The sequence below is a fragment of the Pseudomonas petrae genome (assembly GCF_021728295.1).
Classification (GTDB): domain Bacteria; phylum Pseudomonadota; class Gammaproteobacteria; order Pseudomonadales; family Pseudomonadaceae; genus Aquipseudomonas; species Aquipseudomonas petrae.
Map to the genome: position 1 here is coordinate 73,877 of NZ_JAKJXE010000007.1, position 23,626 is coordinate 97,502.

Annotated in this window: 22 protein-coding genes and 2 tRNA genes; 8 read left to right on the plus strand and 16 right to left on the minus strand. The window is 58.7% G+C overall.

What is annotated here, in order from left to right:
• The first annotated feature begins 34 nt into the window (after positions 1–34).
• From L4G42_RS13680 to L4G42_RS13715, 8 genes are all read left to right on the plus strand, one after another.
• Entirely contained in the window at positions 35–562 is a 528-nt protein-coding gene (locus L4G42_RS13680; protein ID WP_237252941.1) for a TRAP transporter small permease, read from the plus strand.
• The gene (locus L4G42_RS13685; protein WP_237259395.1) at positions 562–1,842 is read left to right on the plus strand and encodes a TRAP transporter large permease; all 1,281 of its coding nucleotides are present in this window, start codon (positions 562–564) and stop codon (positions 1,840–1,842) included. Before L4G42_RS13680 ends, L4G42_RS13685 begins: the two co-directional genes overlap by 1 nt.
• Before the next feature lie 363 nt (positions 1,843–2,205).
• Positions 2,206–2,967, plus strand: a complete 762-nt coding sequence (locus tag L4G42_RS13690; RefSeq protein WP_237252940.1) for a hypothetical protein — start codon at positions 2,206–2,208, stop codon at positions 2,965–2,967.
• A 306-nt stretch (positions 2,968–3,273) separates the two neighbouring features.
• A complete protein-coding gene (locus L4G42_RS13695; protein ID WP_237259370.1) occupies positions 3,274–4,185 on the plus strand; it encodes a TauD/TfdA dioxygenase family protein in 912 nt (303 codons plus the stop codon).
• Between the two features lie 33 nt (positions 4,186–4,218).
• Positions 4,219–5,334, plus strand: coding sequence for an ABC transporter substrate-binding protein (locus L4G42_RS13700; RefSeq protein WP_237252938.1), 1,116 nt, complete (start codon positions 4,219–4,221; stop codon positions 5,332–5,334).
• A gap of 4 nt (positions 5,335–5,338) precedes the next feature.
• On the plus strand, positions 5,339–6,247 hold the full coding sequence (locus L4G42_RS13705; RefSeq protein ID WP_237252937.1) for an ABC transporter permease: 909 nt from the start codon (positions 5,339–5,341) through the stop codon (positions 6,245–6,247).
• Positions 6,244–7,032 (plus strand): ABC transporter permease, encoded by a 789-nt coding sequence (locus L4G42_RS13710; RefSeq protein ID WP_237252936.1) that lies wholly within the window; start codon positions 6,244–6,246, stop codon positions 7,030–7,032. The genes L4G42_RS13705 and L4G42_RS13710 overlap by 4 nt, the downstream gene beginning before the upstream one ends.
• Positions 7,033–7,097: 65 nt before the next feature.
• Positions 7,098–7,913 (plus strand): ABC transporter ATP-binding protein, encoded by an 816-nt coding sequence (locus L4G42_RS13715; protein WP_237252935.1) that lies wholly within the window; start codon positions 7,098–7,100, stop codon positions 7,911–7,913.
• A 54-nt stretch (positions 7,914–7,967) separates the two neighbouring features.
• Here the strand turns inward: L4G42_RS13715 and L4G42_RS13720 are convergent, their stop codons facing one another.
• From L4G42_RS13720 to folP, 16 genes are all read right to left on the minus strand, one after another.
• Complete coding sequence (locus L4G42_RS13720) at positions 7,968–8,927, minus strand: sensor domain-containing diguanylate cyclase (protein WP_237252934.1); 960 nt, start codon at positions 8,925–8,927, stop codon at positions 7,968–7,970.
• Positions 8,928–8,930: 3 nt separating this feature from the next.
• Positions 8,931–9,932, minus strand: coding sequence for a response regulator (locus L4G42_RS13725; protein ID WP_237252933.1), 1,002 nt, complete (start codon positions 9,930–9,932; stop codon positions 8,931–8,933).
• A gap of 458 nt (positions 9,933–10,390) precedes the next feature.
• Positions 10,391–10,741 (minus strand): BON domain-containing protein, encoded by a 351-nt coding sequence (locus tag L4G42_RS13730; protein ID WP_237252932.1) that lies wholly within the window; start codon positions 10,739–10,741, stop codon positions 10,391–10,393.
• A 294-nt stretch (positions 10,742–11,035) separates the two neighbouring features.
• On the minus strand, positions 11,036–13,141 hold the full coding sequence (gene pnp / locus L4G42_RS13735) for a polyribonucleotide nucleotidyltransferase (RefSeq protein ID WP_237252931.1): 2,106 nt from the start codon (positions 13,139–13,141) through the stop codon (positions 11,036–11,038).
• A gap of 172 nt (positions 13,142–13,313) precedes the next feature.
• Positions 13,314–13,583 (minus strand): 30S ribosomal protein S15, encoded by a 270-nt coding sequence (rpsO, locus tag L4G42_RS13740; RefSeq protein WP_037015114.1) that lies wholly within the window; start codon positions 13,581–13,583, stop codon positions 13,314–13,316.
• A gap of 151 nt (positions 13,584–13,734) precedes the next feature.
• Entirely contained in the window at positions 13,735–14,652 is a 918-nt protein-coding gene (truB, locus tag L4G42_RS13745; RefSeq protein ID WP_133776826.1) for a tRNA pseudouridine(55) synthase TruB, read from the minus strand.
• Between the two features lie 3 nt (positions 14,653–14,655).
• Complete coding sequence (gene rbfA / locus L4G42_RS13750) at positions 14,656–15,057, minus strand: 30S ribosome-binding factor RbfA (protein WP_065987600.1); 402 nt, start codon at positions 15,055–15,057, stop codon at positions 14,656–14,658.
• A 161-nt stretch (positions 15,058–15,218) separates the two neighbouring features.
• Positions 15,219–17,744 (minus strand): translation initiation factor IF-2, encoded by a 2,526-nt coding sequence (gene infB / locus L4G42_RS13755; RefSeq protein WP_237252930.1) that lies wholly within the window; start codon positions 17,742–17,744, stop codon positions 15,219–15,221.
• 27 nt (positions 17,745–17,771) lie between these two features.
• On the minus strand, positions 17,772–19,253 hold the full coding sequence (gene nusA / locus L4G42_RS13760) for a transcription termination factor NusA (protein ID WP_065987602.1): 1,482 nt from the start codon (positions 19,251–19,253) through the stop codon (positions 17,772–17,774).
• A gap of 59 nt (positions 19,254–19,312) precedes the next feature.
• Positions 19,313–19,771 carry a ribosome maturation factor RimP gene (gene rimP, locus L4G42_RS13765; RefSeq protein WP_163022007.1) on the minus strand — a complete coding sequence of 153 codons (459 nt, stop codon included), beginning with the start codon at positions 19,769–19,771 and terminating at the stop codon, positions 19,313–19,315.
• 128 nt (positions 19,772–19,899) lie between these two features.
• Positions 19,900–19,976 (minus strand) — tRNA-Met (locus L4G42_RS13770).
• Positions 19,977–20,073: 97 nt separating this feature from the next.
• Positions 20,074–20,159, minus strand: a tRNA-Leu gene (locus L4G42_RS13775).
• A gap of 44 nt (positions 20,160–20,203) precedes the next feature.
• Positions 20,204–20,587 carry a preprotein translocase subunit SecG gene (secG, locus tag L4G42_RS13780; RefSeq protein WP_122535425.1) on the minus strand — a complete coding sequence of 128 codons (384 nt, stop codon included), beginning with the start codon at positions 20,585–20,587 and terminating at the stop codon, positions 20,204–20,206.
• A gap of 4 nt (positions 20,588–20,591) precedes the next feature.
• Positions 20,592–21,347, minus strand: coding sequence for a triose-phosphate isomerase (gene tpiA / locus L4G42_RS13785; RefSeq protein WP_237252929.1), 756 nt, complete (start codon positions 21,345–21,347; stop codon positions 20,592–20,594).
• A gap of 66 nt (positions 21,348–21,413) precedes the next feature.
• Complete coding sequence (gene glmM, locus L4G42_RS13790) at positions 21,414–22,757, minus strand: phosphoglucosamine mutase (protein ID WP_237252928.1); 1,344 nt, start codon at positions 22,755–22,757, stop codon at positions 21,414–21,416.
• 16 nt (positions 22,758–22,773) lie between these two features.
• Positions 22,774–23,625 carry a dihydropteroate synthase gene (folP, locus tag L4G42_RS13795; RefSeq protein WP_237252927.1) on the minus strand — a complete coding sequence of 284 codons (852 nt, stop codon included), beginning with the start codon at positions 23,623–23,625 and terminating at the stop codon, positions 22,774–22,776.
• Between the last annotated feature and the right edge of the window lies 1 nt (position 23,626).

Below are 23,626 nucleotides of genomic sequence, written 5' to 3' on the forward strand. Positions count from 1 at the left end.
GGCCACGGCCGTTCACCGTCGTTGTGGTGAGCCTATGAAAAACACGATTCTGCGCTTCAATGACGCACTGTATCGCCTCTGCATCGGGATCGCGGGCCTGTCGATGCTGACCATGGCGCTGATCATCCCGTGGGGCATCTTCGCCCGCTACGTCCTGGGTACCGGCTCCAGCTGGCCGGAACCGACCGCCATTCTGCTGATGGTGGTGTTCACCTTCTTTGGCGCCGCCGCAAGTTACCGGGCCGGCGCGCACATGGCGGTGAATATGGCCACTGACCGCCTGCCGGAAGGCGCGCGTAAAGCCGCTGCCGTGCTGGTGCAACTGCTCATGGCGGTGGTCTGCGTGTTCATGGCGGTCAAGGGCATGAAGCTGTGCGTGAACACTTGGAACCAGTTTCTGGGCGAGATGCCGGGGCTGCGGGTTGGCATTTCCTATCTGCCGATCCCCATTGGCGGTTTACTGACGCTGATCTTCGTTCTGGAGAAGCTGTTTCTGGGTGACCAGCGTCACCGCCGGGTGGTGAGTTACGACGTGGTCGAATCCAGCGAAGAGGCAGCATGATGGACGCATTTATTTTGTTGGGCAGCTTCATCGCACTGATTCTGATCGGCATGCCGGTGGCGTACGCCCTGGGCCTGTCTGCGTTGATCGGCGCGTGGTGGATCGAGATCCCTTTCGACGCACTGATGATTCAGGTCGCGGGTGGCGTGAACAAGTTCTCGCTGCTGGCAATCCCGTTCTTCGTGCTCGCCGGCGCGATCATGGCCGAGGGCGGCATGTCACGGCGTCTGGTGGCGTTTGCGGGCGTGCTGGTGGGTTTCGTGCGCGGCGGCTTGTCGCTGGTGAACATCGTCGCTTCAACCTTCTTCGGCGCCATTTCCGGCTCGTCGGTTGCCGACACGGCATCGGTGGGTTCTGTGCTGATTCCGGAGATGGAGCGCAACGGCTATCCCCGTGACTTCTCCACGGCGGTGACGGTGAGCGGGTCGGTCCAGGCATTGCTGACGCCCCCCAGCCACAACTCGGTGCTGTACTCGCTGGCCGCCGGCGGCACGGTCTCGATCGCGTCGCTATTCATGGCCGGGATCATGCCGGGGTTGCTGCTCAGCGCCGTGATGATGGTGCTGTGCATGATCTTCGCCCGTAAGCGCAATTACCCGAAGGGCGAAGTGATCCCGTTGCGCAAGGCCCTGAAAATTGCCGGTGAAGCCCTGTGGGGCATGATGGCGATGGTGATCATCCTCGGCGGTATCCTCTCGGGCGTGTTCACGGCCACCGAGTCCGCAGCGATCGCTGTGCTGTGGGCGTTTTTCGTCACCATGTTCATCTACCGCGATTACAAATGGCGCGACCTGCCCAAGCTGATGCACCGGGCCGTGCGCACGGTTTCCATCGTGATGATCCTGATCGGTTTCGCTGCCAGCTTTGGCTACATCCTGACGCTGATGGAAATCCCGATGAAGATCACCACGGCGTTTCTGACACTGTCAGACAACCGCTACGTGATCCTGATGTGCATCAACATCATGTTGTTGCTGCTGGGCACGGTAATGGACATGGCGCCGCTGATCCTCATCCTCACCCCGATCCTGTTGCCGGTGATCATCGGCATCGGCGTCGATCCGGTGCACTTCGGGATGATCATGCTGGTCAACCTGGGCATCGGGTTGATAACACCGCCTGTGGGGGCTGTGCTCTTCGTCGGCGCTGCGGTGGGCAAGGTTACGATCGAGGCCACGGTGAAAGCGTTGCTGCCGTTCTATGTCGCGCTGTTCCTGGTGCTGATGGCGGTGACGTACATTCCTGCAATCTCGCTGTGGCTGCCAAGCGTGGTGCTGTAATTCACGTGAGCTGAAAGTGCTGAAAAGACGCCCTCATCCCCGAGGGCGTTTTGCTTATCGCGCCCCCTTGACAGCCTTGCCCGGTTCGCAGCCGAAGCAGGTTGAGACATATTCAGTGACACAAATTCGTTACGCTTCGTGGCCCCTCTAATTCGAGCGTTGTGCGTCGATCTGTTTCATAAACGGACAGAAAACAGCATTTTTTTCGTGAAAATAAACATTTGGAAATATTCCCTTCTTGCGCATGGATAAAGTTGTGCTAGCTGCTAGGCTCTGGCCTCGCCCGGCTGAAACGGTACATCTCAAGCAGTAGGTCCGATGGGCTTCTTTGTTCCTCGGTCTACGTTATGAGGTTGCCGCCAGATGCCTTACACGACTTTTTCGGAAGCTCAGGTCCAGAGCTTGATCAAGGCCATCGACAGTGACGGATACGCTGTCTTGCCGGGCTGGGCCAGCCCGTCCCAACTCGAATCACTGCAAGCGCTGGTTGCCCGGACGGTTGCCGATTGCGGTCACGATTACGTGGCTCTCACGGGCCGACAGGCCGTGCAAGGCACGCCGCTTCATGAATGGGGCACGTCGCGGGACTTCATCGATCTATGCCGACGCATCGTGGCGGGCGTTACCGGTGAGCGCTCAAGCGAAAATGGCATGACCCAGACGTTGCGCTGCCTGACCGGCAGCGGTGGGCGTCGCGAATCGCTGATCTTCCACTACGACTCGTTTGTGCTGACCACCATTATGCCGGTCTGCATGCCCACCAGCGGAGAACGCGGCGACCTGCTGATGCTGCCGAACCGTCGGCCGATCCGCCGCACCTACTTCGCCAACCTCCTCGACAAGGTGCGAGTGGACAACGGTTGGGTGCAGCGCCGCCTCAGGAGCAAAGTCGCGAGGGATGAAAAGGCCTATACCCGCATCGCCATGCAACCCGGCCACCTGTACCTGTTCTGGGGCTATCGCTCACTGCACACCAACATGCCCGTGGCCGAAGACGCCCTGCGCGCCACGGCGGTGTTTCACTACCACAACGTCCATGGCAGCAGTTCGCTGGCCAGCCGACTGCGTAAATCACTGGGCGCGTGGAAGGGTCAAGGGCTGCAAGAAGACGCGCCGCAGATGTGAAGTGATCACGCTTCGTCGTCTGGCACGATCCATCTGTAGGAGCGCGCTTGCCCGCGATTGCGGTGTGTCATTTGGCAATGATGTCACTGACAGAACGTCTTCGCGGGCAAGCGCGCTTCTACAGATGATGCACTTCACCGACGATGCAGGGCCCGCAAATTCAGCTCGCCGCTTATGACATCCTCCCCATGACATTAACCTCACGCATAAACTCTTCTTCTATATTTATGCCAAATAGTGATTAGCGGAGCGCCGATTTATATCCTTATGATCTGAACCACAACAACCCAGATCGAGGTTCAGGACATGGCGATTCAGATCAAACCCGTTGCGGGGAAAATCGGTGCCGAGGTGAGCGGCATCAAACTTTCCGCCAACCTTTCCGCTCAAGATTTCGATGTCATCAATCAGGCGCTGCTCAAGCACAAGGTGCTGTTCTTCCGTGAGCAGTTTCTCAGCGACGAACAGCACGAGGGCTTCTCCCGCCTTTTTGGCGATCAGGTCCCTCATCCGACTGTTCGCTCTGCTGAAAAAAGCAGCGCCATCCTGCATCTGGACGCCAGGGAAACCCGCGCCAACTCCTGGCACACCGACGTCACCTTCGTCGCCAACTACCCGAAAATCTCGATCCTGCGCGGCGTGGTCATTCCGCCCTATGGCGGCGACACGGTATGGGCCAACACGGCAGCCGCCTACGCTGATCTCCCCGACAGCCTGAGAACCCTGGCCGACGGCCTTCGCGCGCTGCACACCAACGTCTACGACTACGCAGTGCCCCGCGACACCGGCGAAGCGGGCGTGAAACGCTACCGCGAGCAGTTCACCGCCGAAGTCTACGAAACCGAACACCCACTGGGGCGCGTGCACCCTGAAACCGGCGAGCGCAGCCTGTTGCTCGGCCACTTCGTCAAACAGATTCAAGGCGTCAGCAGCAATGACTCGAAACAGCTGATCCGCTTGTTCCACGACCGCATCACGCACCTGGACAACACCGTGCGCTGGCGCTGGAACGAAGGCGACGTGGTGATCTGGGACAACCGCGCCACTCAACACATCGCCGTCAACGACTACGGCCAGGCCGAGCGCGTGGTGCGCCGTACCACCGTGGCAGGCGACGTTCCGGTCGGCGTCGACGGACGCACCAGCCAGGCCATCAAACCCACACCCGAAACCCTCTCGCCCAAGACAGAAGCCGACAAGAAACACTTGGCTGCCTGATCGCGCGTCATCCACTTTTAAGGAAGAAACGTCATGGCAAACGCCAAGCGAACATCTCTATTCAGCACAACAAGCGTAGCTACCGCACTGGCGGCGCTGCTGATGATGCCCTTGGCCGAAGCCGACGTTCTGCGCATTGGCGTGGCCAGCGCCGGTGGCGGTGATCCGGTCACGTTCAGCGGCTCGCCATTGGGCATCGTGCGCAACCAGCAGCTCCTCGAAAAAGCCTTCGCCGGCACCGACACCCAAGTGCAGTGGTTCTTCTTCAAGGGCGCCGGGCCGGCCGTCAACGAGGCGCTGTCCAATCAGCAACTGGACTTCGCCTACGAAGGCGACTTACCCGCGGTAGTCGGCCGTTCCAATGGCCTGGACACCAAATTGCTTGCGGCCATCGGCGTGCGCTCGAATGTGTACCTGGCCGTGCCGAAAGGCTCCGACATCAAGACCGTCGAAGCCCTCAAGGGCAAGAAGGTCGCGGTGTTCCGTGGCACCAACGCCCACCTGGTTTCGATCAAATTGCTCGCCGATCACGGCATGACCGAACGCGACCTGAAAGTGATCAACCTGGACAGCGGCAGCAGCCAGGCCGCGCTGGCATCCAACGGCGTTGACGCCGCATTCGGCGGTCGCGAACTGTTCAAGCTGCGCGATCAAGGGCTGGTCGACATCATCTTCGACAACCCTGACAACAACGTGCGCTACACCCGCCAGTGCGCCCTGGTGGTCCGTGGCGATTACGAAAAACAGCACGCCGACAATGTGCAGAAAGTCGTTAACGTGCTGGTCGATGCTGCGCGCTGGGAGTCCGAAGCCGGTAACCGCGACGCCGTGCTCAACGAGTGGGCGAAGACCAATGAGCCACTGGCCTCGCTGCAAGCTGACTTCGGTCGTCTGGATTTGCGCGACAGTGCGTCACCGCTGGTGGACGCGTTCTTGCGCGACAGCTATCAGGCCGTCGCAGATCAAGCCAAGGACGAGAAGATGATCCGCCGGCCGGTGAGAGTCGAGGGCTGGTTCGACACTCGCTATCTGGACAACGCCCTCAAGGCCAAAGGCCTGGAGCACTACTGGACTGCCTATGGCGCAGACGGGAAAGCCGCGGACACGGCGACGGCGTCTTCGGACAAATCCGTCAACAACGGAGGCTGATGCCATGGCCCGAGCCACCGCTGAAGCGCTTGATCGGCAGCACCTACCGGCGAAAAACCTGGCGCCGGTCAAGCGCCTGCCCAACGCCCCCACCCGCCCCGCTCGGCGAGTCGCGGTGCCGAAATCCACTAAGGCCTGGCAAACCCGCGCTGCCAACATTGCGCTGGCCTGGCTGCTGCCCGTGGCGCTGCTGGGCCTGTGGTACATCGGCACTGAACGCGGCTGGTTGTCGGAGCAAGTACTGCCCCCGCCCGCTTTCGTTTACCAGACGCTGGGCGATCTGGTCAGCAGCGGCGACTTGTGGCTGAACGCCTCCGCCAGTCTGCAGCGCGTGGTTGTGGGCTTTCTGATCGGCTCGGCGTTGGGGGTCGCCCTGGGGCTGGCGATGGGTTTGTCGAAAACCGTCGAGGATTATCTGCTGCCGACTTTCAACGCGCTGGTGCAGATTCCGGTATTGGGCTGGATGCCGTTTGCGTTGCTGCTGTTCGGCATCGGCGAGCCACTGAAATACGTACTGATTGCCCACGCCGCGCTGGTCCCGGTGACGCTGTGTACGCTGCAAGCCTTCCATGAAGTGCCCAAGCGCCTGCTGGAAGTGGGCCGCGCGTACGGGTTCAGCCAACGCCAGATCGTCACCGATATCGTCCTGCCCTCCGCCGTCGCGCCGATCTTCACCGGTCTGCGTCTGGGCTTCACCAAAGCGTGGCTTTCGCTGGTGGTGGTTGAGCTGTTGGCTTCCAGCGAAGGGTTGGGTTACCTGATCGCTTACAGTCGGCAGTTATTTCAGCTGGATCTGGTCATGGCCGCCGTAGTGGTGGTTGGCACCATCGGGCTACTGATTGATCGCGGTTTCGAATTCATCGAGCGGCGCCTCAACCGAGGCCGTCCGGTCAAGACCGGGAGGTTGGCATGAGCACGCTGACAATCCCACACGCCACCCAGACCCACCGCTATCGAGGTTGGGTTGTTCCCATCGTGGCGGTGGCGATCTGGTGGCTTGCGTCCAGTCAGGGCTGGAGCAGTTCCGGTTTGTTGGTCTCGCCGCAAAAGGTCGCCGTCACCGCCTGGGAGCAAGTGACGTCGGCGCAGTTCTGGCGCGCGATTTCCGCCAGTCTTGCGCGTGACCTGAGCGGCTTCTTCATCGGCACCACGCTGGGCCTGGTGCTCGGTTGCCTGCTGGGGTTTTCGCGGCTGTTCGAGCGGTTGGTGGGCCCGAGTTTCAATACCTTCAAGCAGATCTCGTTGTTCGCCTGGATTCCGCTGATCTCGGTGTGGTTCGGTCTGGGCGACGTCGCCAAAGTCGTGTTTCTGTCCCTCGCCGCGCTGGTGCCGGTGGTGGTCAACACGTGCGACGGCTTGCGCAGCGTTTCTCCGGCGCTGCTGGAAGTCGCGAAGGTCTACGGATTCACCCGCTGGCAGACAATCATCGGCGTCATGCTGCCGGCAGCGCTGCCTTCGATCTTTACCGGCATCTACCTGGCGCTGGTGTATTCGTGGCTGGCGACCATCGGCGCGGAATACCTGCTGGTGTCCGGCAGCGGCATTGGCAACACGCTCATCGATGGCAGCGAGCACTTCATGATGGACCTCGTGCTGTTCGGCATGATCGTCATCGGGCTGGTGGGTTGGGGGCTTAACGTCCTGGCGCGCCTTCTTGAACGACGCCTGCAACGGCTGTACGGCATCGCCCCGCGCTGAGGCCGACGTGTTCAGCCTCAATCGAATCTCTCGCTTCGCTAAACTGATTTTCTGAAGGAAAGCCCATGTCCGCCACTCGACCACTTACCACCCAGCACGTGGCCCAGGCCACCGTCCAACCACAGGACAATGGCCTGCGCCTGGAAAACATCAGCAAGCACTTCACCAGTGCAGGTGCCGACACCCAGCTGCACGTTCTGGACAACGTCCAGCTGGACATCGCGCCGGGGGAGTTCATCACCATCGTGGGTGCCAGTGGTTGTGGCAAATCAACGCTGCTCAGGCTGATCCTCGGCCTGGACGAAGCATTCGATGGCCGCATCCTGCTGGACGACAAGCCGATCAGGGGCACGGGTCTTGAGCGCGGCATCGTGTTTCAGGATCACCGGCTTTTCCCGTGGCTGACGGTTGAGCAGAACGTCGCGGTTGGCCTGAAGAACGCACCGCTGAGCGCGGCGCAAAAACGTGAGACGGTGCGCGAACATATTCAGTTGGTTGGCCTGCAGGATTTCACTGAGTCGTACCCGCACCAGATTTCCGGCGGCATGGCGCAACGGGTGGCGATTGCCCGCGGACTGGTCAATCGGCCCAGCGTGCTACTCCTCGACGAACCCTTCGGCGCGCTGGATGCGCTGACCCGTACACGATTGCAGCGTGAGTTGCAGCACATCTGGCAGCAGGAAAAGATCACCATGGTCCATGTCACCCATGATGTGGATGAGGCGGTTTATCTCGGTGATCGGGTGGTGGTGATGCAGCCGCATCCGGGGCGTATCCGGCGTATCGTCGACGTCGACCTGCCACGCCCGCGCAATCGCAGCGACGCGCGGTTTATTGCGCTGCGGGATGACGTGCTCAGCGATTTCGCGGAGTTGTCCTAGCGGGTGAAGATCGCTTTCGATGCAGACTTCATGATGCAGCGTTCATAGCGGCCTTCAATCCGAGGCATCCACGGACACGCGATTGCGCCCGTTCTTCTTGGACTCGTACAGCGCCTGGTCCGCGCGCTCGATGAGCATCTTGTAGTCGTCCATCGGCGAGGTCATGTCAGCGACGCCCAGGCTGATCGTGCAATGAATGGCTTCGCCTTCCTGCATGACGTCAAGCGCCTCGACGGCAGCGCGCAGACGCTCGGCAAATATGGCGCCGCCTTGCTTGTCCGTATCGGGCAGCAGCACCGCGAACTCTTCGCCGCCGTAACGGCCTGCGATGTCAGCGTCGCGGATGTGCTCACGCACGACGTCCGCCACCCGCTGGATCACCCGATCGCCGCATTGATGCCCGTAGGTGTCGTTGACGCGTTTGAAGTGATCGATGTCGAACATCACCAACGCCGCCGAGGTGCCGTAACGCACATGCCGCGCATGCTCCAGACGCAGTGCTTCTTCCCAATGGCCGCGGTTGTACAGGCTGGTCAGGCGGTCGGTGCTCGATAGCTTCTGCAGCTCGCGGTTGGCCGCCTGCAATTGCAGACGGTTCGTTGCCACATCGGTGACGTCGTAGATCACCAGGCACACATGGGTCACCATCCCGGTCGTCGACCGCAACGGAAACATCGTGGTGTTCTGGTACATGAAGTCTTCTTGCCCGGTGATGGGCTGATAGCTCTTGAAACGAACCAGAAAAGGGCGCTGCTCCCAGATCGTGAACGCTGGCGTGCCGAGGGTAATCACGCTATCGATCTTGTTTTTCAGCCAGCGCTCGTTGATCTCCGGGAACAACGAAAAGAACGAACGGGTCGCCGCCTCGTACGACAGTATCCCGGAACGGTTCTCCATGAAGGTGTTCCAGACCTGCACCCGGTATTCCTGATCCAGCACCACCACGCCGACGTCGATGCTCTGCGTCACGGTGAGCAGCCAGTGCAATTCCTTGAAATCGATACGATCGTTCATGAATCAGCTCATCAAGTGGGCGAGTTTCCGCGACAGCAGCTCGACCGAATCTTCGGTGAACAACATCAACAGATCGAAATGGATGTTATGACCTTCCAGGCTGTAACTGATCTCCACAGCCAGCGTCTTCTTCCAGCGCCGCTCGTTGAGCCGGATCAGCTCTTCAATGCCGCTGTGCAAACCCAGGACCTGAGGGTGGCCCTGTGAAAATGCGATGTCGAGCTGCTCCGCAATGCCGCTCAGACAAGCGCCGATCAGGATGGAGGACAGGTCCAGCAACATCTCCATGTCGGAATAGTCGGCGTCGTCGATCTTCATCAGTTGCGCCATGTCGGCGATTTCCGAGTCATGAAACAACAACAGCGCTTCGCCGGCGATGCCGCCACCGATATAGCCCTGACACACCGCCGTGAGCCGGTCATTGGCCTGTGCATCGGCCAGCGCCATGTGCAACTCACCTACTTCCAGCATGTTGACGTTAGGCACCGGCAGTTGCACGAATACGCCCAACACCCGCGCCAGCAAAGCGGCCGCGCGGCCCATCGCGACGTTAACGGTCTCGCGGAATGCGTCGTTAAAACTGATGGCCACCTGGTCGACGCTCGATGCCGGGGCGAGCGATGGACTCGCGCCCTCCCCCAACAGGCCCAACCGCTGAAGGGTTTGCTGCAACTCATGTGGATCGGCCGGTTTTTTCAGGAAGGCCAGCGCGCCCAGTTCGAGGGTACGGCGCACCGCCTCTTCCTGAACGTCGCCAGAGACGACAATGACGCTGGTCTGCAGGCTTTCCGCGCGGATGGCGGCCAGCGTCTGGTAGCCGTCCATGTCCGGCATCGTCAGATCCAGCAACACCACCCGGCCCAGCCCCTGACGAATCGCCTCGATCCCTTCACGGCCGTTGGTCGCCGTGGACACTGACACATCCCACTCGGTCGGCAGGGCCTTCATCAGCTGCTTGCGCGCCATGTTGGAGTCGTCGCATATCAGTAAGGGAATCGTGGGCATCTACTTCTCACAGCAAAAGAGTTTCAGGCCGGGCCCGGTGTAGAGCAGCGTCACAATGGGTGAACAAACACTCACGCCAAACTGTAGCTGATGACAGGTCATCAAAGCGTTAAGCCTGTGGGTAGATTCTTCACCCATTCAACAATGGGCTGCGTGACATGCAATTACTGTGCACAGCTGATCCGGTTCATCTCAGCTGGATAGACCAAATCCTTCCATTTGGATGGCAAGAAGCACAGCAGGGTAACGCAGTGCGTGTGGCGAGAATATGTCAAATGCGCCGTCATTGGTGAGGGAGGCCAGAGGATGTGCGGAAATCAGCGCATAAAAAAGCCCCGACGCAGGCGCCGGGGCTTTTGATGACCACATCCTTGTGGCCTTTCGCATGAACCTTGAATCAGGCGGCTGACGACTTTCACGCTGTCAGCCGATTATCCCGCAGGTTCTACCGAATGGAATTACTCAGCTTTCAGGCCGTCAGCCGACACAGCTTTCACGCCTTTGATTTTCTTGGTGATCGCCACAGCGGTAGTTTTCTGTGCATCAGTGATAGCGACAGTCGACGACAGGGAAACCACACCTTTGTTGGTCTCAACCTTGATGTCGGAGCCAGGAATGCCTTTTTCGGTCAGCAGATCAGATTTGACCTTGGTGGTGATCCAGGTATCAGAACCAGCTTCTTTGGTCTTTGCGACTTCGTTTGCAGCTACAGTCATTGGCGCCTGAGCAGAGGTCTGAGCCATGGCTACGTTCGCCATAGTCAAAGTCAGAGCAGTGGCGGTAGCAGCAGCAATAGCGAACTTCTTCATACGGGTAACTCCTGTTTTTCTCAGAATCTGCGCCAATCTGATTGGCTGCAGGGTTACTGATATGTCGCAAGCACTGTGCCAACCCGCGCCATCGAATAAATTCCTTATATATCAATAGCTTATATTTTCCCGCATCCACTCCCGTCGTGCAGATTGCCCGCTTCAGGAAAGTTCCGCTTGCAAGATGCATGTTCTGACGAGGCGCGAAGCCACTGATCTCGTCGCTAAGCCCTTAATTGCGCTCAAAAAAAAGAGCCCCGAAGGGCTCTCTTTATCAGCAGCGGGGAGAGCGGGTTAAACCCCCGACGCCTTGGCAGCTGCAACGTCTTTGATCGACAGCTTGATGCGACCGCGGTTGTCCACGTCCAGCACCAGTACTTCGACTTCCTGACCTTCTTTCAAGATGTCAGTGACTTTCTCTACGCGAGCGTCGCTCAACATGGAGATGTGCACCAGACCGTCTTTGCCCGGCAGGATGTTGACGAACGCGCCGAAGTCGACGATGCGCTCAACCTTACCGATGTAGATCTTGCCGATCTCGGCTTCAGCGGTGATACCCAGAACGCGCTGACGTGCAGCTTCAGCAGCTTCCTTGGTTTCGCCAAAGATCTTGATCGAGCCGTCGTCTTCGATATCGATCGACGCTTTGGTCTCTTCGCAGATGGCACGGATGGTCGCGCCGCCTTTGCCGATCACGTCGCGGATCTTGTCGGTGTCGATCTTCATCGCGATCATGGTCGGCGCGTTTTCCGACAGCTCGGTGCGCGACTGACCGATGATGGTGTTCATCTGACCCAGGATGTTCAGACGTGCTTCCAGTGCCTGACCCAAAGCGATCTCCATGATCTCTTCGGTGATGCCCTTGATCTTGATGTCCATCTGCAGCGCGGTCACACCCTTGGCGGTACCGGCCACTTTGAAGTCCATGTCGCCCAGGTGGTCTTCGTCACCCAGGATGTCGGTCAGGATGGCGAACTTCTCGCCTTCTTTAACCAGACCCATGGCGATACCGGCAACCGGCGCCTTCATTGGAACACCAGCGTCCATCAGGGCCAGCGAAGCGCCACAGACCGAAGCCATGGAGCTGGAACCGTTGGACTCGGTGATTTCCGATACGACACGGATGGTGTACGGGAACACGTCGGCAGCAGGCAGCATGGCCTGAACCGAACGGCGGGCCAGACGGCCGTGACCGATTTCACGACGACCTGCGCCACCCATGCGACCACACTCGCCCACCGAGAACGGAGGGAAGTTGTAGTGCAGCATGAACGGGTCTTTTTTCTCGCCTTCGAGGGTGTCGAGCAACTGAGCGTCACGCGCGGTACCCAGGGTGGCCACGACCAGCGCCTGAGTTTCGCCACGGGTGAACAGCGCCGAACCGTGAGTCTTCGGCAGAACGCCGACTTCGATGTTCAGCGGACGAACAGTCTTGGTGTCGCGACCGTCGATACGCGGCTTGCCGTTGACGATGTTTTCGCGAACGGTGCGGTATTCGATTTCGCCGAACGCTGCTTTGACTTCGCTGGCGGACGGGCTGCCGTCTTCAACAGCCAGCTTGGCAACGACCTGATCCTTCAGCTCACCCAGACGAGCGTAACGATCGGCCTTGACGGTGATGGTGTAGGCCTCGGAGATCGCTGTGCCGAACTCGGAGCGGATAGCGCCCAGCAATTCAGTGGCTTCAGCTTTCGGCGCCCAGTTCCAGGTTGGCTTGGCAGCTTCGGCGGCCAGCTCTTTGACGGCCTTGATGACCGACTGGAATTCGTCGTGGGCAAACAGCACGGCGCCCAGCATCTGGTCTTCGGTCAGTTCTTTGGCTTCCGACTCAACCATCAGCACCGCTTCTTCGGTACCGGCAACGACCATGTCCAGGCTCGATGCTTTCAGTTGCTCGTAAGTCGGGTTCAGCAGGTAGCCGGTGCTCTCGTGGAAAGCAACGCGCGCGGCACCGATCGGGCCGTCGAACGGAATGCCGGAGATTGCCAGGGCAGCCGAAGTACCGATCATCGCAGCGACGTCCGGATCGGTTTTCTTGCTGGTGGAGACGACGGTGCAGACAACCTGCACCTCGTTCATGAAGCCTTCTGGAAACAGTGGGCGGATCGGACGGTCGATCAAACGCGAAGTCAGTGTTTCTTTTTCGGAAGGACGGCCTTCACGCTTGAAGAAACCACCAGGGATCTTGCCAGCGGCGTAGGTCTTTTCCTGGTAGTGAACGGAAAGAGGGAAAAAGCCTTTGCTTGCGTCTGCATGCTTGGCGCCGACCACAGTCACGAGAACGGTGACGTCGTCGTCAACGGTGACCAATACAGCACCAGAAGCTTGACGGGCAATACGGCCAGTCTCGAGGGTTACGGTCGATTGACCGAATTGAAATTTCTTGATTACCGGGTTCACGGTTTCCTACCTTCTTTGTGGCTCTTGGGGAACTGGTTTCTTGCGAATTCTTGGGCAGCGAGGGGAATCGGACCCTTCGGCAGTCCAGATACAACTAGAGGCTGGGAGCCCGCCAGCCCACTGGTAAAACCAGCGGAACATGACGACCAACCAACCTCTATCCGAGTCGTTATTAGCGACGCAGACCCAGACGACCGATCAGGGCGCTGTAACGGCTAACGTCCTTACCTTTCAGGTAATCCAGCAGCTTGCGACGCTGGTTTACCATACGGATCAGACCACGACGGGAGTGGTGATCCTTACCGTTGGCCTTGAAGTGGCCTTGCAGTTTGTTGATGTTGGCGGTCAGCAGTGCAACTTGCACTTCTGGCGAACCAGTATCACCAACAGCTTGCTGGTAGTCGGTTACGATCTGAGCTTTATCTTCAACGCTGAGTGCCATGTGGGCATTCCTTTTATCAAGAAACCGCTCCAGGGAGACGGTTTCAACAGGCCGAGAGCTGACTCTCGTATTTAAATGTGAGGAGTGACCATGCCTGTTAACAGCCACCCTCGTACCGCCGTGCCAGGAAACCCTGCCGCGACGGGTCCGGTCACTCTGACCGAATTAGTCGACGTGGCGCAATGCGCCCGTCTTCACTCACTTCACCGATCCCGATGAAGCGTCCTTCATGATCCTGCACCCGCACCATGCCAAACTTCGGCGCGTCGGGGGCTCTTACTGGCTGACCGTGCAGCCAGTAAAACGAACTGTGCTCGGAGAACTGCAGCAGCGGCCAATCCAGCAACCCGCTGTCCGATGGCATCAGGAAGCGATCAACCGCTTCGTTTCCGCCTTCGGCATGCACCGCTTCCAGCTCTTCCAGCGTTACCGTCTGGGCCAGCGTGAAAGGACCGGCCTGGGTGCGACGCAACTGAGCGACGTAAGCACCGCAGCCCAGCTTTTCACCGATATCTTCCACGAGGGTACGAATATAGGTGCCTTTGGTGCAGTCGACAGCCAAACGAGCGGTCTCACCTTCACACGCCAATAATTCCAGGCGCGCAATAGTAACAGAACGTGGTTCGCGCTCCACCACTTCCCCAGCCCGGGCCAGCTTGTATAACGGCTGACCGTCCCGCTTGAGGGCGGAGTACATCGGCGGTATCTGACTGATATTCCCGCGAAATGCCGGAAGCACCGCTTCGATATCCGAGCGACCAACGGTCACAGGCCGCGTCTGCAGAACCTCACCCTCGGCGTCGGCCGTGGTGGTGGTCTTGCCGAGCTGCATCAGGGTTTCATAACCCTTGTCGGAATCGAGCAGGTACTGGGAAAACTTTGTTGCCTCACCGAAGCACAGCGGCAGAACGCCAGTTGCCAGCGGATCGAGACTGCCCGTATGGCCGGCTTTTTCTGCGTTGAGCAACCAGCGCACTTTTTGCAGCGCGGCGTTGGACGTGAAGCCCAGCGGCTTGTCGAGCAGGATGATCCCGCTGACGTTACGGCGAATACGCTTGACCTGAGCCACGCCTTATTCCTCCGGACCGTCTTGCTTGGGTGCGGTTTGGTGCTGACCATCTTCAGCCACTGCACGCTCGATCAATGCCGACAAATGCGCGCCGCGGGCAACGCTTTCGTCGTAATGGAAATGCAGTTGCGGAACGCTGCGCAGCTTCATCTCACGGGCCAGCTGCATACGCAGGAACCCTGCAGCAGCATTGAGCACCTTGATCGACTGCGCGATTTCTTCGGCGCTGTCCTGCCCCATCACGGTCATGAAGATTTTTGCGTGGCCGACATCACGGCTGACGTCGACGGCGGTGATGGTGACCAGCCCCACGCGGGGGTCTTTGATTTCACGACGGATCAGCTGTGCCAGCTCACGCTGCATCTGATCGCCGATACGTTGGGTACGGCTGTATTCTTTTGCCATGTCTTGTTACCTGTCACTGCTGACCCATGGCAAAAGCCATGTGGTCTGAAAGCGGCAAACGCCCGGCCTGGCGAGAGCCGGACCGGGCGTTGCGTTTAGAGTCCATAACCGGCGCCTGGCATTTTCATGCGGCGCAAGCCATGACTCCTGAAGCTCGCGATTTAGAGGCTGCGAGCCACTTGGACCTTCTCGAAGACTTCGATCTTGTCACCGACCTTGACGTCGTTGTAGCTCTTGACGCCGATACCGCATTCCATGCCGGCACGTACTTCGGAAGCGTCATCCTTGAAGCGACGCAGGGATTCCAGCTCGCCTTCGAAGATAACGATGTCTTCACGCAGTACACGGATTGGACGGTTACGGAAGACGACGCCTTCGATGACCATGCAACCTGCGATCGCGCCGAATTTCGGCGAGCGGAACACGTCGCGGACTTCAGCGATACCCAGGATGTTCTCCCGAACGTCGCTGCCAAGCATGCCGGTGAGGGCCTTCTTGACGTCTTCGATGATGTCGTAGATGACGTTGTAGTAACGCATATCCAGACCTTCCTGCTCGACGATCTTGCGCGCGCCAGCATCGGCACGCACGTTGAAGCCGAACAGTACAGCGTTGGAGGCCAGCGCCAGGTTGGCGTCGCTTTCGGTGATACCACCGACACCGCCGCCCACTACGCGCACTTGCACTTCGTCGTTACCCAGGCCATTCAATGCGCCCTGCAACGCTTCCAGAGAACCACGGACATCGGATTTGAGGACGATGTTGAGCGTCTTCTTCTCTTCCTGACCCATGTTCTCGAAGATGTTTTCCAGCTTGCCGGCGTGAGCACGGGCCAGCTTGACTTCGCGGAACTTGCCTTGACGGAACAGAGCCACTTCACGGGCTTTCTTCTCGTCGGCAACAACGCTCATCTCGTCGCCAGCATCCGGCGTACCGTCCAGGCCGAGAATTTCGACAGGGATCGACGGACCGGCTTCTTTGATTGGCTTGCCGTTCTCGTCGAGCATTGCCCGAACGCGACCGTAGTTGGAGCCGACCAGAACCATGTCGCCTTGACGCAGCGTACCGTCCTGAACCAGAACAGTTGCAACCGGGCCACGGCCCTTGTCGAGACGCGATTCAACTACAACACCACGCCCAGGAGCCGACGGCGTTGCCATCAATTCCAGAACTTCGGCCTGCAGCAGAACGGCTTCAAGAAGCTCGTCAACGCCAGTACCCATCTTCGCAGAGACAGAGACGAAAGGAGTCTCACCGCCCCACTCTTCGGACGTTACGCCGTGAACGGACAGTTCACTGCGGATACGGTCCAGATCAGCGCCCGGCTTGTCGATCTTGTTCACGGCAACTACCAGCGGAACACCGGCAGCCTTGGCATGTTGCACGGCTTCGATGGTCTGCGGCATTACGCCGTCGTCGGCAGCGACAACCAGAATCACGATGTCGGTCGCCTTGGCACCACGAGCTCGCATTGCGGTAAACGCAGCGTGACCCGGGGTATCGAGGAACGTCACCATGCCACGTTCGGTTTCTACGTGGTACGCACCGATGTGCTGGGTGATACCACCGGCTTCGCCAGCAGCAACCTTGGCGCGACGGATGTAATCGAGCAACGAGGTCTTACCGTGGTCAACGTGACCCATGACCGTTACAACCGGCGCACGGGAGAACGTCTCACCTTCGAACTTCAGGGACTCGGCCAGGGAGTCTTCCAGCGCGGTATCGCTGACCAGAGTCACTTTGTGGCCCAGTTCTTCAGCGACCAGCTGGGCAGTTTCCTGATCCAGAACCTGGTTGATGGTGGCCGGAGTACCCAGCTTGAACATGAACTTGATGATCTCGGCAGCTTTGACCGACATCTGCTGAGCGAGATCGCCCACGCTGATGGTCTCGCCGATCTTCACTTCACGAACGACAGGGCCGGTAGGGCTCTGGAAACCGTGCGCGTTGCGCTTCTTCAGCTTGGCCTTGCCGCGACCGCCGCGACGGAAGCCATCGCTTTCTTCGTCGGTAGTACGAGGAGCAACGCGTGGCGTTGGCGCCTTTTCTTTGACCGATGCACGATGCGGAGCGTTCTTGCGATCGCCGTCACCACCGCCGCCGCTGCGACGATTGTTGTCGTCGTTGCGTGGTTTGTCAGGCCGACGCTGTTCGTCTTTCTTGCGATCGACGACAGGCGCAGGTGCCGCAGCCGGAGTTTCCCGGGCTGGCTCGGCAGCTTGCGGTGCCGGTGCCGGCGCTGCAACAGGCTCGGCAACTGGTGCACCCGACGAAGGCTGACGGCGCGCTTCTTCTTCAGCACGCTGACGGGATTCTTCTTCAGCCTTTTGACGAGCGGCATTTTCTACCGCACGACGTTCGTCCAGCTCGCGCTTGCGTTCGGCTTCGATTTCTTCCGGGCTGCGCTGAACAAAAACTTTCTTTTTGCGGACTTCAACGCTGATGCTTTTGCTGCCAGCAACGCGCAGGGTACTGGTGGTCTTGCGCTGCAAGGTAATCTTGCGCGGCTCTTCCACCTTGGCCTTGTGACCGCTTTTCAGGTGGGTCAACAGGGCTTGTTTTTCGATATCGGTCACAACTTGCTCGGCGGCGTCGTGCGGCAAACCTGCCTCACGCATCTGCTGTAACAGGCGCTCTACCGGTGTGTCGACCGTCTTGGCCAGTTCTTTCACCGTGACTTGCGTCATGCACTTCTCTCCTCAGGCCGCATCTACTTACTCGAACCAATGGGCTCGGGCGGCCATGATCAACTTGCCGGCACGATCATCGTCAATGCCGTCGATGTCGAGCAGATCGTCAATAGACTGCTCGGCCAGGTCTTCGCGGGTAATTACGCCGCGCACCGCCAGTTCCATCGCCAAATCCTTGTCCATACCCTCAAGCGAGAGCAGGTCTTCGGCCGGATGGGCGTCTGCCAGCTTTTCCTCAGTAGCGATGGCTTTAGTCAACAAACGATCCTTGGCACGAGCGCGAAGCTCGTTGACGGTATCTTCGTCAAAGCCGTCGATGTTGAGCATTTCTTCCAACGGTACGTAGGCAATCTCTTCCAGGCTGGTGAAGCCTTCGTCTACCAGAACCTGAGCGAGATCCTCATCGACTTCCAGCTCGTCGATAAAGTTGCGCAGGATGTCACCGGTTTCCGCTTGCTGCTTGGCCTGGATGTCCGATTCGGTCATCACGTTAAGGGTCCAGCCAGTCAACTGACTGGCCAACCGCACGTTCTGGCCACCGCGGCCAATCGCCTGGGCGAGGTTGTCTGCGCCTACAGCGATGTCCATGGCGTGGGCATCTTCGTCAACGATGATCGCTGCCACCTCGGCAGGCGACATGGCGTTGATGACGAACTGCGCCGGGTTATCGTCCCAAAGCACGATATCCACACGCTCGCCGCCCAACTCGCCGGAAACAGCCTGCACGCGCGAACCACGCATGCCGATGCACGCGCCTTGCGGGTCAATGCGTTTGTCCTTGGAGCGAACTGCGATCTTTGCACGCGAACCAGGATCACGAGAGGCAGCCATCACCTCGATGAGTCCTTCGGCGATTTCCGGAACTTCAATCCGGAACAGCTCGATCAGCATTTCCGGCGCGGTACGCGACAGGATCAGCTGAGGGCCGCGGTTTTCGGTGCGGATCTCTTTGAGCAATGCACGAACGCGGACACCCACGCGGAAAGTCTCCCGCGAAATGATGTCTTCACGCGCCAGCAGAGCTTCGGCATTGTTGCCAAGGTCGACGATGACATTGTCACGTGTAACTTTTTTAACAGTGCCGGAAATGATTTCGCCCAGACGCTCACGGTAGGCGTCCACGACTTGAGCTCGCTCGGCCTCGCGAACCTTCTGCACAATGACTTGCTTGGCAGTCTGCGCAGCGATGCGGCCGAACTCGATGGAATCGATCTTTTCTTCTACTACGTCGCCAACGTTGGCACCCGGGTGCGTCAGGGCAACTTTGCTCGGCCACGTTTCGATCGCCGGGTCGTCGAGATCGTCTTCTTCGACAACGGTCCAACGACGGAAAGTCTCATAGGCACCTGTTTGACGATTGATCTCGACACGCAGGTCTACTTCGTCTTCAAAACGCTTCTTGGTGGCCGTAGCCAGAGCTATCTCAAGCGCTTCAAAAATCACATCGGCCGGTACGCCTTTTTCATTGGATACCGATTCAACAACCAGCAGTACTTCTTTGCTCATCGTACGCCTCGCCTTTCGCAAGCCATTGGATCCGCGGGATCCGCTGTATCTGGCACGTCTTAGTCAAACGTGGGAATAATGTTGGCTTTGTCGATCAGATCGATCGGCAACAGAAACTCGTGATCTTCAACCTGAACCACGACGTCCTGCTCCTCCACCCCGCGGAGAAGGCCTTGAAAGTTGCGTCGACCTTCAAACGGCGAACGCAGCTTTATCTTCACTTGTGCCCCGGCAAACTCCGCAAACTGCTCAATGGTAAACAGTGGGCGTTCCATGCCTGGAGAGGAAACTTCGAGCGTGTATTCGGAGCTGATTGGATCTTCTACATCCAAAATACCGCTGATCTGACGGCTGACGATCGCGCAATCGTCCACCAACACGCCGCCTTCTTTATCGATATAGACGCGCAACATCGAGTGACGCCCTTGAGACGAATACTCGATACCCCAGCATTCATAGCCTAGGGCCACGACCACCGGGGCCAACAAGGCCTGCAACTCTTCTAGCTTGCTCGACACCTGAACCCCCTCGTGCATGCTGCAAATAAAAAATGGGCAAAAGCCCAATCATGAAAAACGCCTGCGAAAAGCGGCGTCATAAAGTGTCCAGCTAACAAAAAGCCCCTGAAAAGGGGCTCCGCTAAAACTGGTTGCGGGGGCTGGATTTGAACCAACGACCTTCGGGTTATGAGCCCGACGAGCTACCAGACTGCTCCACCCCGCGACAAAGCTGGGGCGGAAGTATACGACCGATCCAAATTTGGGTCAATCCGACACATCCACCTACAAGAAAGCCCGCTACTGCGGGCTTTCTTGTTAATTGGTACCGAGAAGGGGACTCGAACCCCTACACCCTATGGGCACAACCACCTCAAGGTTGCGTGTCTACCAATTCCACCACCTCGGCATTACAACTCTTTTGCAGCCCCAAAAACAGCTGCGAATCCGGTATTACTTCTGCTCTGGAGTAACAGGAACATCAGCAGGTACTGCAGCTGGTTTCTGTTGCCCTTCCAGAACCGGAACATCATCTGCCGCCGGCTTTTGCTTCACTTCCAGTACCGCTGGGTTTGGCAAACCTACTTGAGTCAGCTGGTGAGCTTTCTCTTTAGCAAAGTAACCTAACCCTAAGCTAGTCATGAAGAAACAGGCGGCAAGTATAGCAGTAAGTTTACTGAGAAAGGTAGAGGAACCTTGTCCACCGAACACAGTATTTGATGCACCTGCTCCAAATGACGCGCCTGCGTCGGCACCTTTACCCTGCTGCAGCAAAACCAGAGCAACAACGCCCAGAGCACCCAGCAGATGAAGAACGACTACGACTGTTTCCAGCATTTTTTCAGTTTCCCGCGGCGCGAATGATCGCACCGAACTCATCTGCATTCAGGGAGGCACCACCAATGAGGCCTCCATCGATATCCGGCATGCCGAACAGTTCGACCGCATTGGCCGCCTTCACGCTGCCGCCATATAGAAGACGCACACCTTGTGCGACTTCAGAACTCTCTTTATTCAACTGCGCACGAATCGCTGCGTGTACTTCCTGGGCCTGTTCCGGCGAGGCAGTCAATCCGGTACCAATGGCCCAGACTGGCTCATATGCGATTACCGCATTAACGAAAGCGCCGATGCCAAGTTCTTCGATGATGCTTCCAAGCTGCTGCCCGACAACTTCAAGCGTCTTGCCGGCTTCTCGCTCTTCGAGCGTCTCACCGATGCACAGTATCGGCGTCAGACCCGCTGCCTGTGCAGCCTCGAACTTACGATTAAGGACTTCATTGCTTTCGCCCATTATCTGGCGACGCTCCGAGTGCCCGACAAGCACATACTTGCAGCCTGCGTCCGCCAACTGAGTCGACGAAACTTCTCCGGTCAACGCGCCCTGCCCTGCCTGATGGGCGCAATTCTGCGCGCCGACAGTGATCGACTGCCCTTCCAGGCAATCAACCACAAGACTCACGTGCAGGCTCGGCGGGAAGACCGCCACATCTACGCCACCCGGAAGGGCGAGATTTGCAAGACCCTCGATCAGCTCAGCGACGCTGGCGCGGGTACCGTGCATCTTCCAGTTACCAGCTACCATAGGGCGACGCATGCTATACCTCGTCGGTCAAAGTGGGCGCAGATGTTACCCAACAGTTTCAACACTGGCAAGCCGAAATCAGGCGCAAACCTCAGCAACCAGTTTTGCCAGTTCATCGGCATACCCGCGGACCAGGATTTCGTCCTCGCCCTCAACCATTACCCGAACCAGCGGCTCGGTACCGGACTTGCGCAGAAGCACACGTCCACGCCCGCCCATGGCGGCGGTCACGCGGTCACACGCTTCAATGACGGCGGGATGCTTGACCGGATCAACGCCTCCACCCTCAAAGCGCACATTGATCAATACCTGAGGGCATTTCTTCAGGCCTTCGCGCGATTGCGCGAGGCTCTGCCCGGTACGTCTCATCGACAGCAGTACCTGCAATGCAGCGATGATCGCATCCCCCGTCGTGGTATGCCGGAAGCACACGACATGGCCCGAGTTCTCGCCACCCACTTGCCAATCGCGCTCCAGCAGCTCGGCGATGACATAACGGTCGCCGACGTTGGCGCGCACGAACGGGATGTTGAGATCCGCAAGTGCCAGCTCCAGCCCTAGGTTGCTCATCAGGGTGCCAACGACACCTCCCTGCAACTGGCCGCGTTCTTGAAGGTCCCGCGCAATGATGTAAAGCAGTTCATCACCATCGACGATCGCCCCGGTATGGTCGACCATCAGCACACGGTCGCCGTCACCGTCGAAACCGATGCCCAGGTCAGCGCCTTGCTCGACAACGGCGGACTGCAGCGCTCCCATGTGGGTGGAGCCGCAGTTGTCATTGATGTTGAGCCCATTGGGCGCCGCCGACAGCACAGTGACCTCGGCGCCAAGCTCACGGAACACATTTGGCGCTACCTTGTACGTCGCACCATGGGCGCAATCGACAACGAGCTTCAGCCCGGCAAAATCAGTACTGGTCGGAACGCTGCTCTTACAGAATTCGATGTAACGGCCCGCGGCGTCGTTGATACGCGACACCTTGCCGAGTTTCTCGGACTCCTCGACGGTCATCGGCGAGTCGAGCAGTTCCTCGATCATGAGTTCGATTTCATCAGGCAGCTTGGTGCCCTGCCCGGAGAAGAACTTGATGCCGTTGTCGTAATGCGGGTTATGCGACGCACTGATCACGATGCCCGCTTCGGCATGAAACGTACGCGTCAGATAAGCAATCGCAGGCGTCGGCATCGGACCCAGCAGCATCACGTCCGCGCCCGCAGCGGACAAACCCGCCTCGAGCGCGGACTCGAACATGTAGCCCGAAATACGTGTGTCCTTGCCGACCAGAATCCGACATGCGCCCATTTTTCGGAATGCCATCCCTGCCGCCCAGCCGAGCTTGAGCATGAAGTCAGGGGTGATCGGGAATTGGCCTACACGACCGCGGATACCGTCGGTGCCGAAATATTTTTTAGTGCTCATGGGTGCTCCAGATTTCTTATTTTGCTGACTGAACAGCAGCAATCATACGCACCACGTCTACCGTCTCGGGGACGTCGTGCACACGTAGAATTTTTGCGCCTTTGACCATCGCCATGGCGGCAAGCGCCAGCGCACCATGCAGACGCTGATCAACGGGCTTGTCGAGAACCTTGCCGATCATGCTCTTGCGGGAGACACCGACCAACAGAGGACGGCCCAATGCATGGAGCGCCTCCATATGCTTGAAGAGGCTCAGATTATGCTCAAGGGTCTTCGCGAAGCCGAACCCTGGATCAAGGATAATCCTCTCGGCAGGGATGCCTGCGGCAACGCACTGCTCCATGCGCTCACGCAAGAATGCACCGACCTCGTCGACCAGGTCAGTGTATTGAGGGTCATTCTGCATGTCTGTCGGCTCGCCGCGCATGTGCATGAGGCAGACAGGTAAACCTGTCGCCACAGCGGCATCCAGCGCTCCGTCACGGCGAAGCGAGCGAACATCGTTGATGAGTCCTGCCCCCAGGCGTGCAGTCTCACGAATGACGGCCGGCGTCGAGGTGTCCACTGAAATGATCACATCCAGCTCGGCGCTGATCGCCTCAACAACAGGCGCTACGCGCTCCAGCTCTTCAACGGGAGAAACAGATCGCGCACCAGGACGCGTCGACTCGCCCCCTACGTCGATCAGGGTCGCACCCGCCAGCATCATCGCTTCGGCATGACGCAGCGCCAGATCTCGCTGCGCGAAACGACCGCCGTCCGAGAACGAATCAGGAGTGATATTAAGGATTCCCATCACGTGCGTGCGGGATAAATCAAGAACCCGGTTGCCGCAAGGCAACCGGGTCGGGTGAAGCGCAGGAGTCATG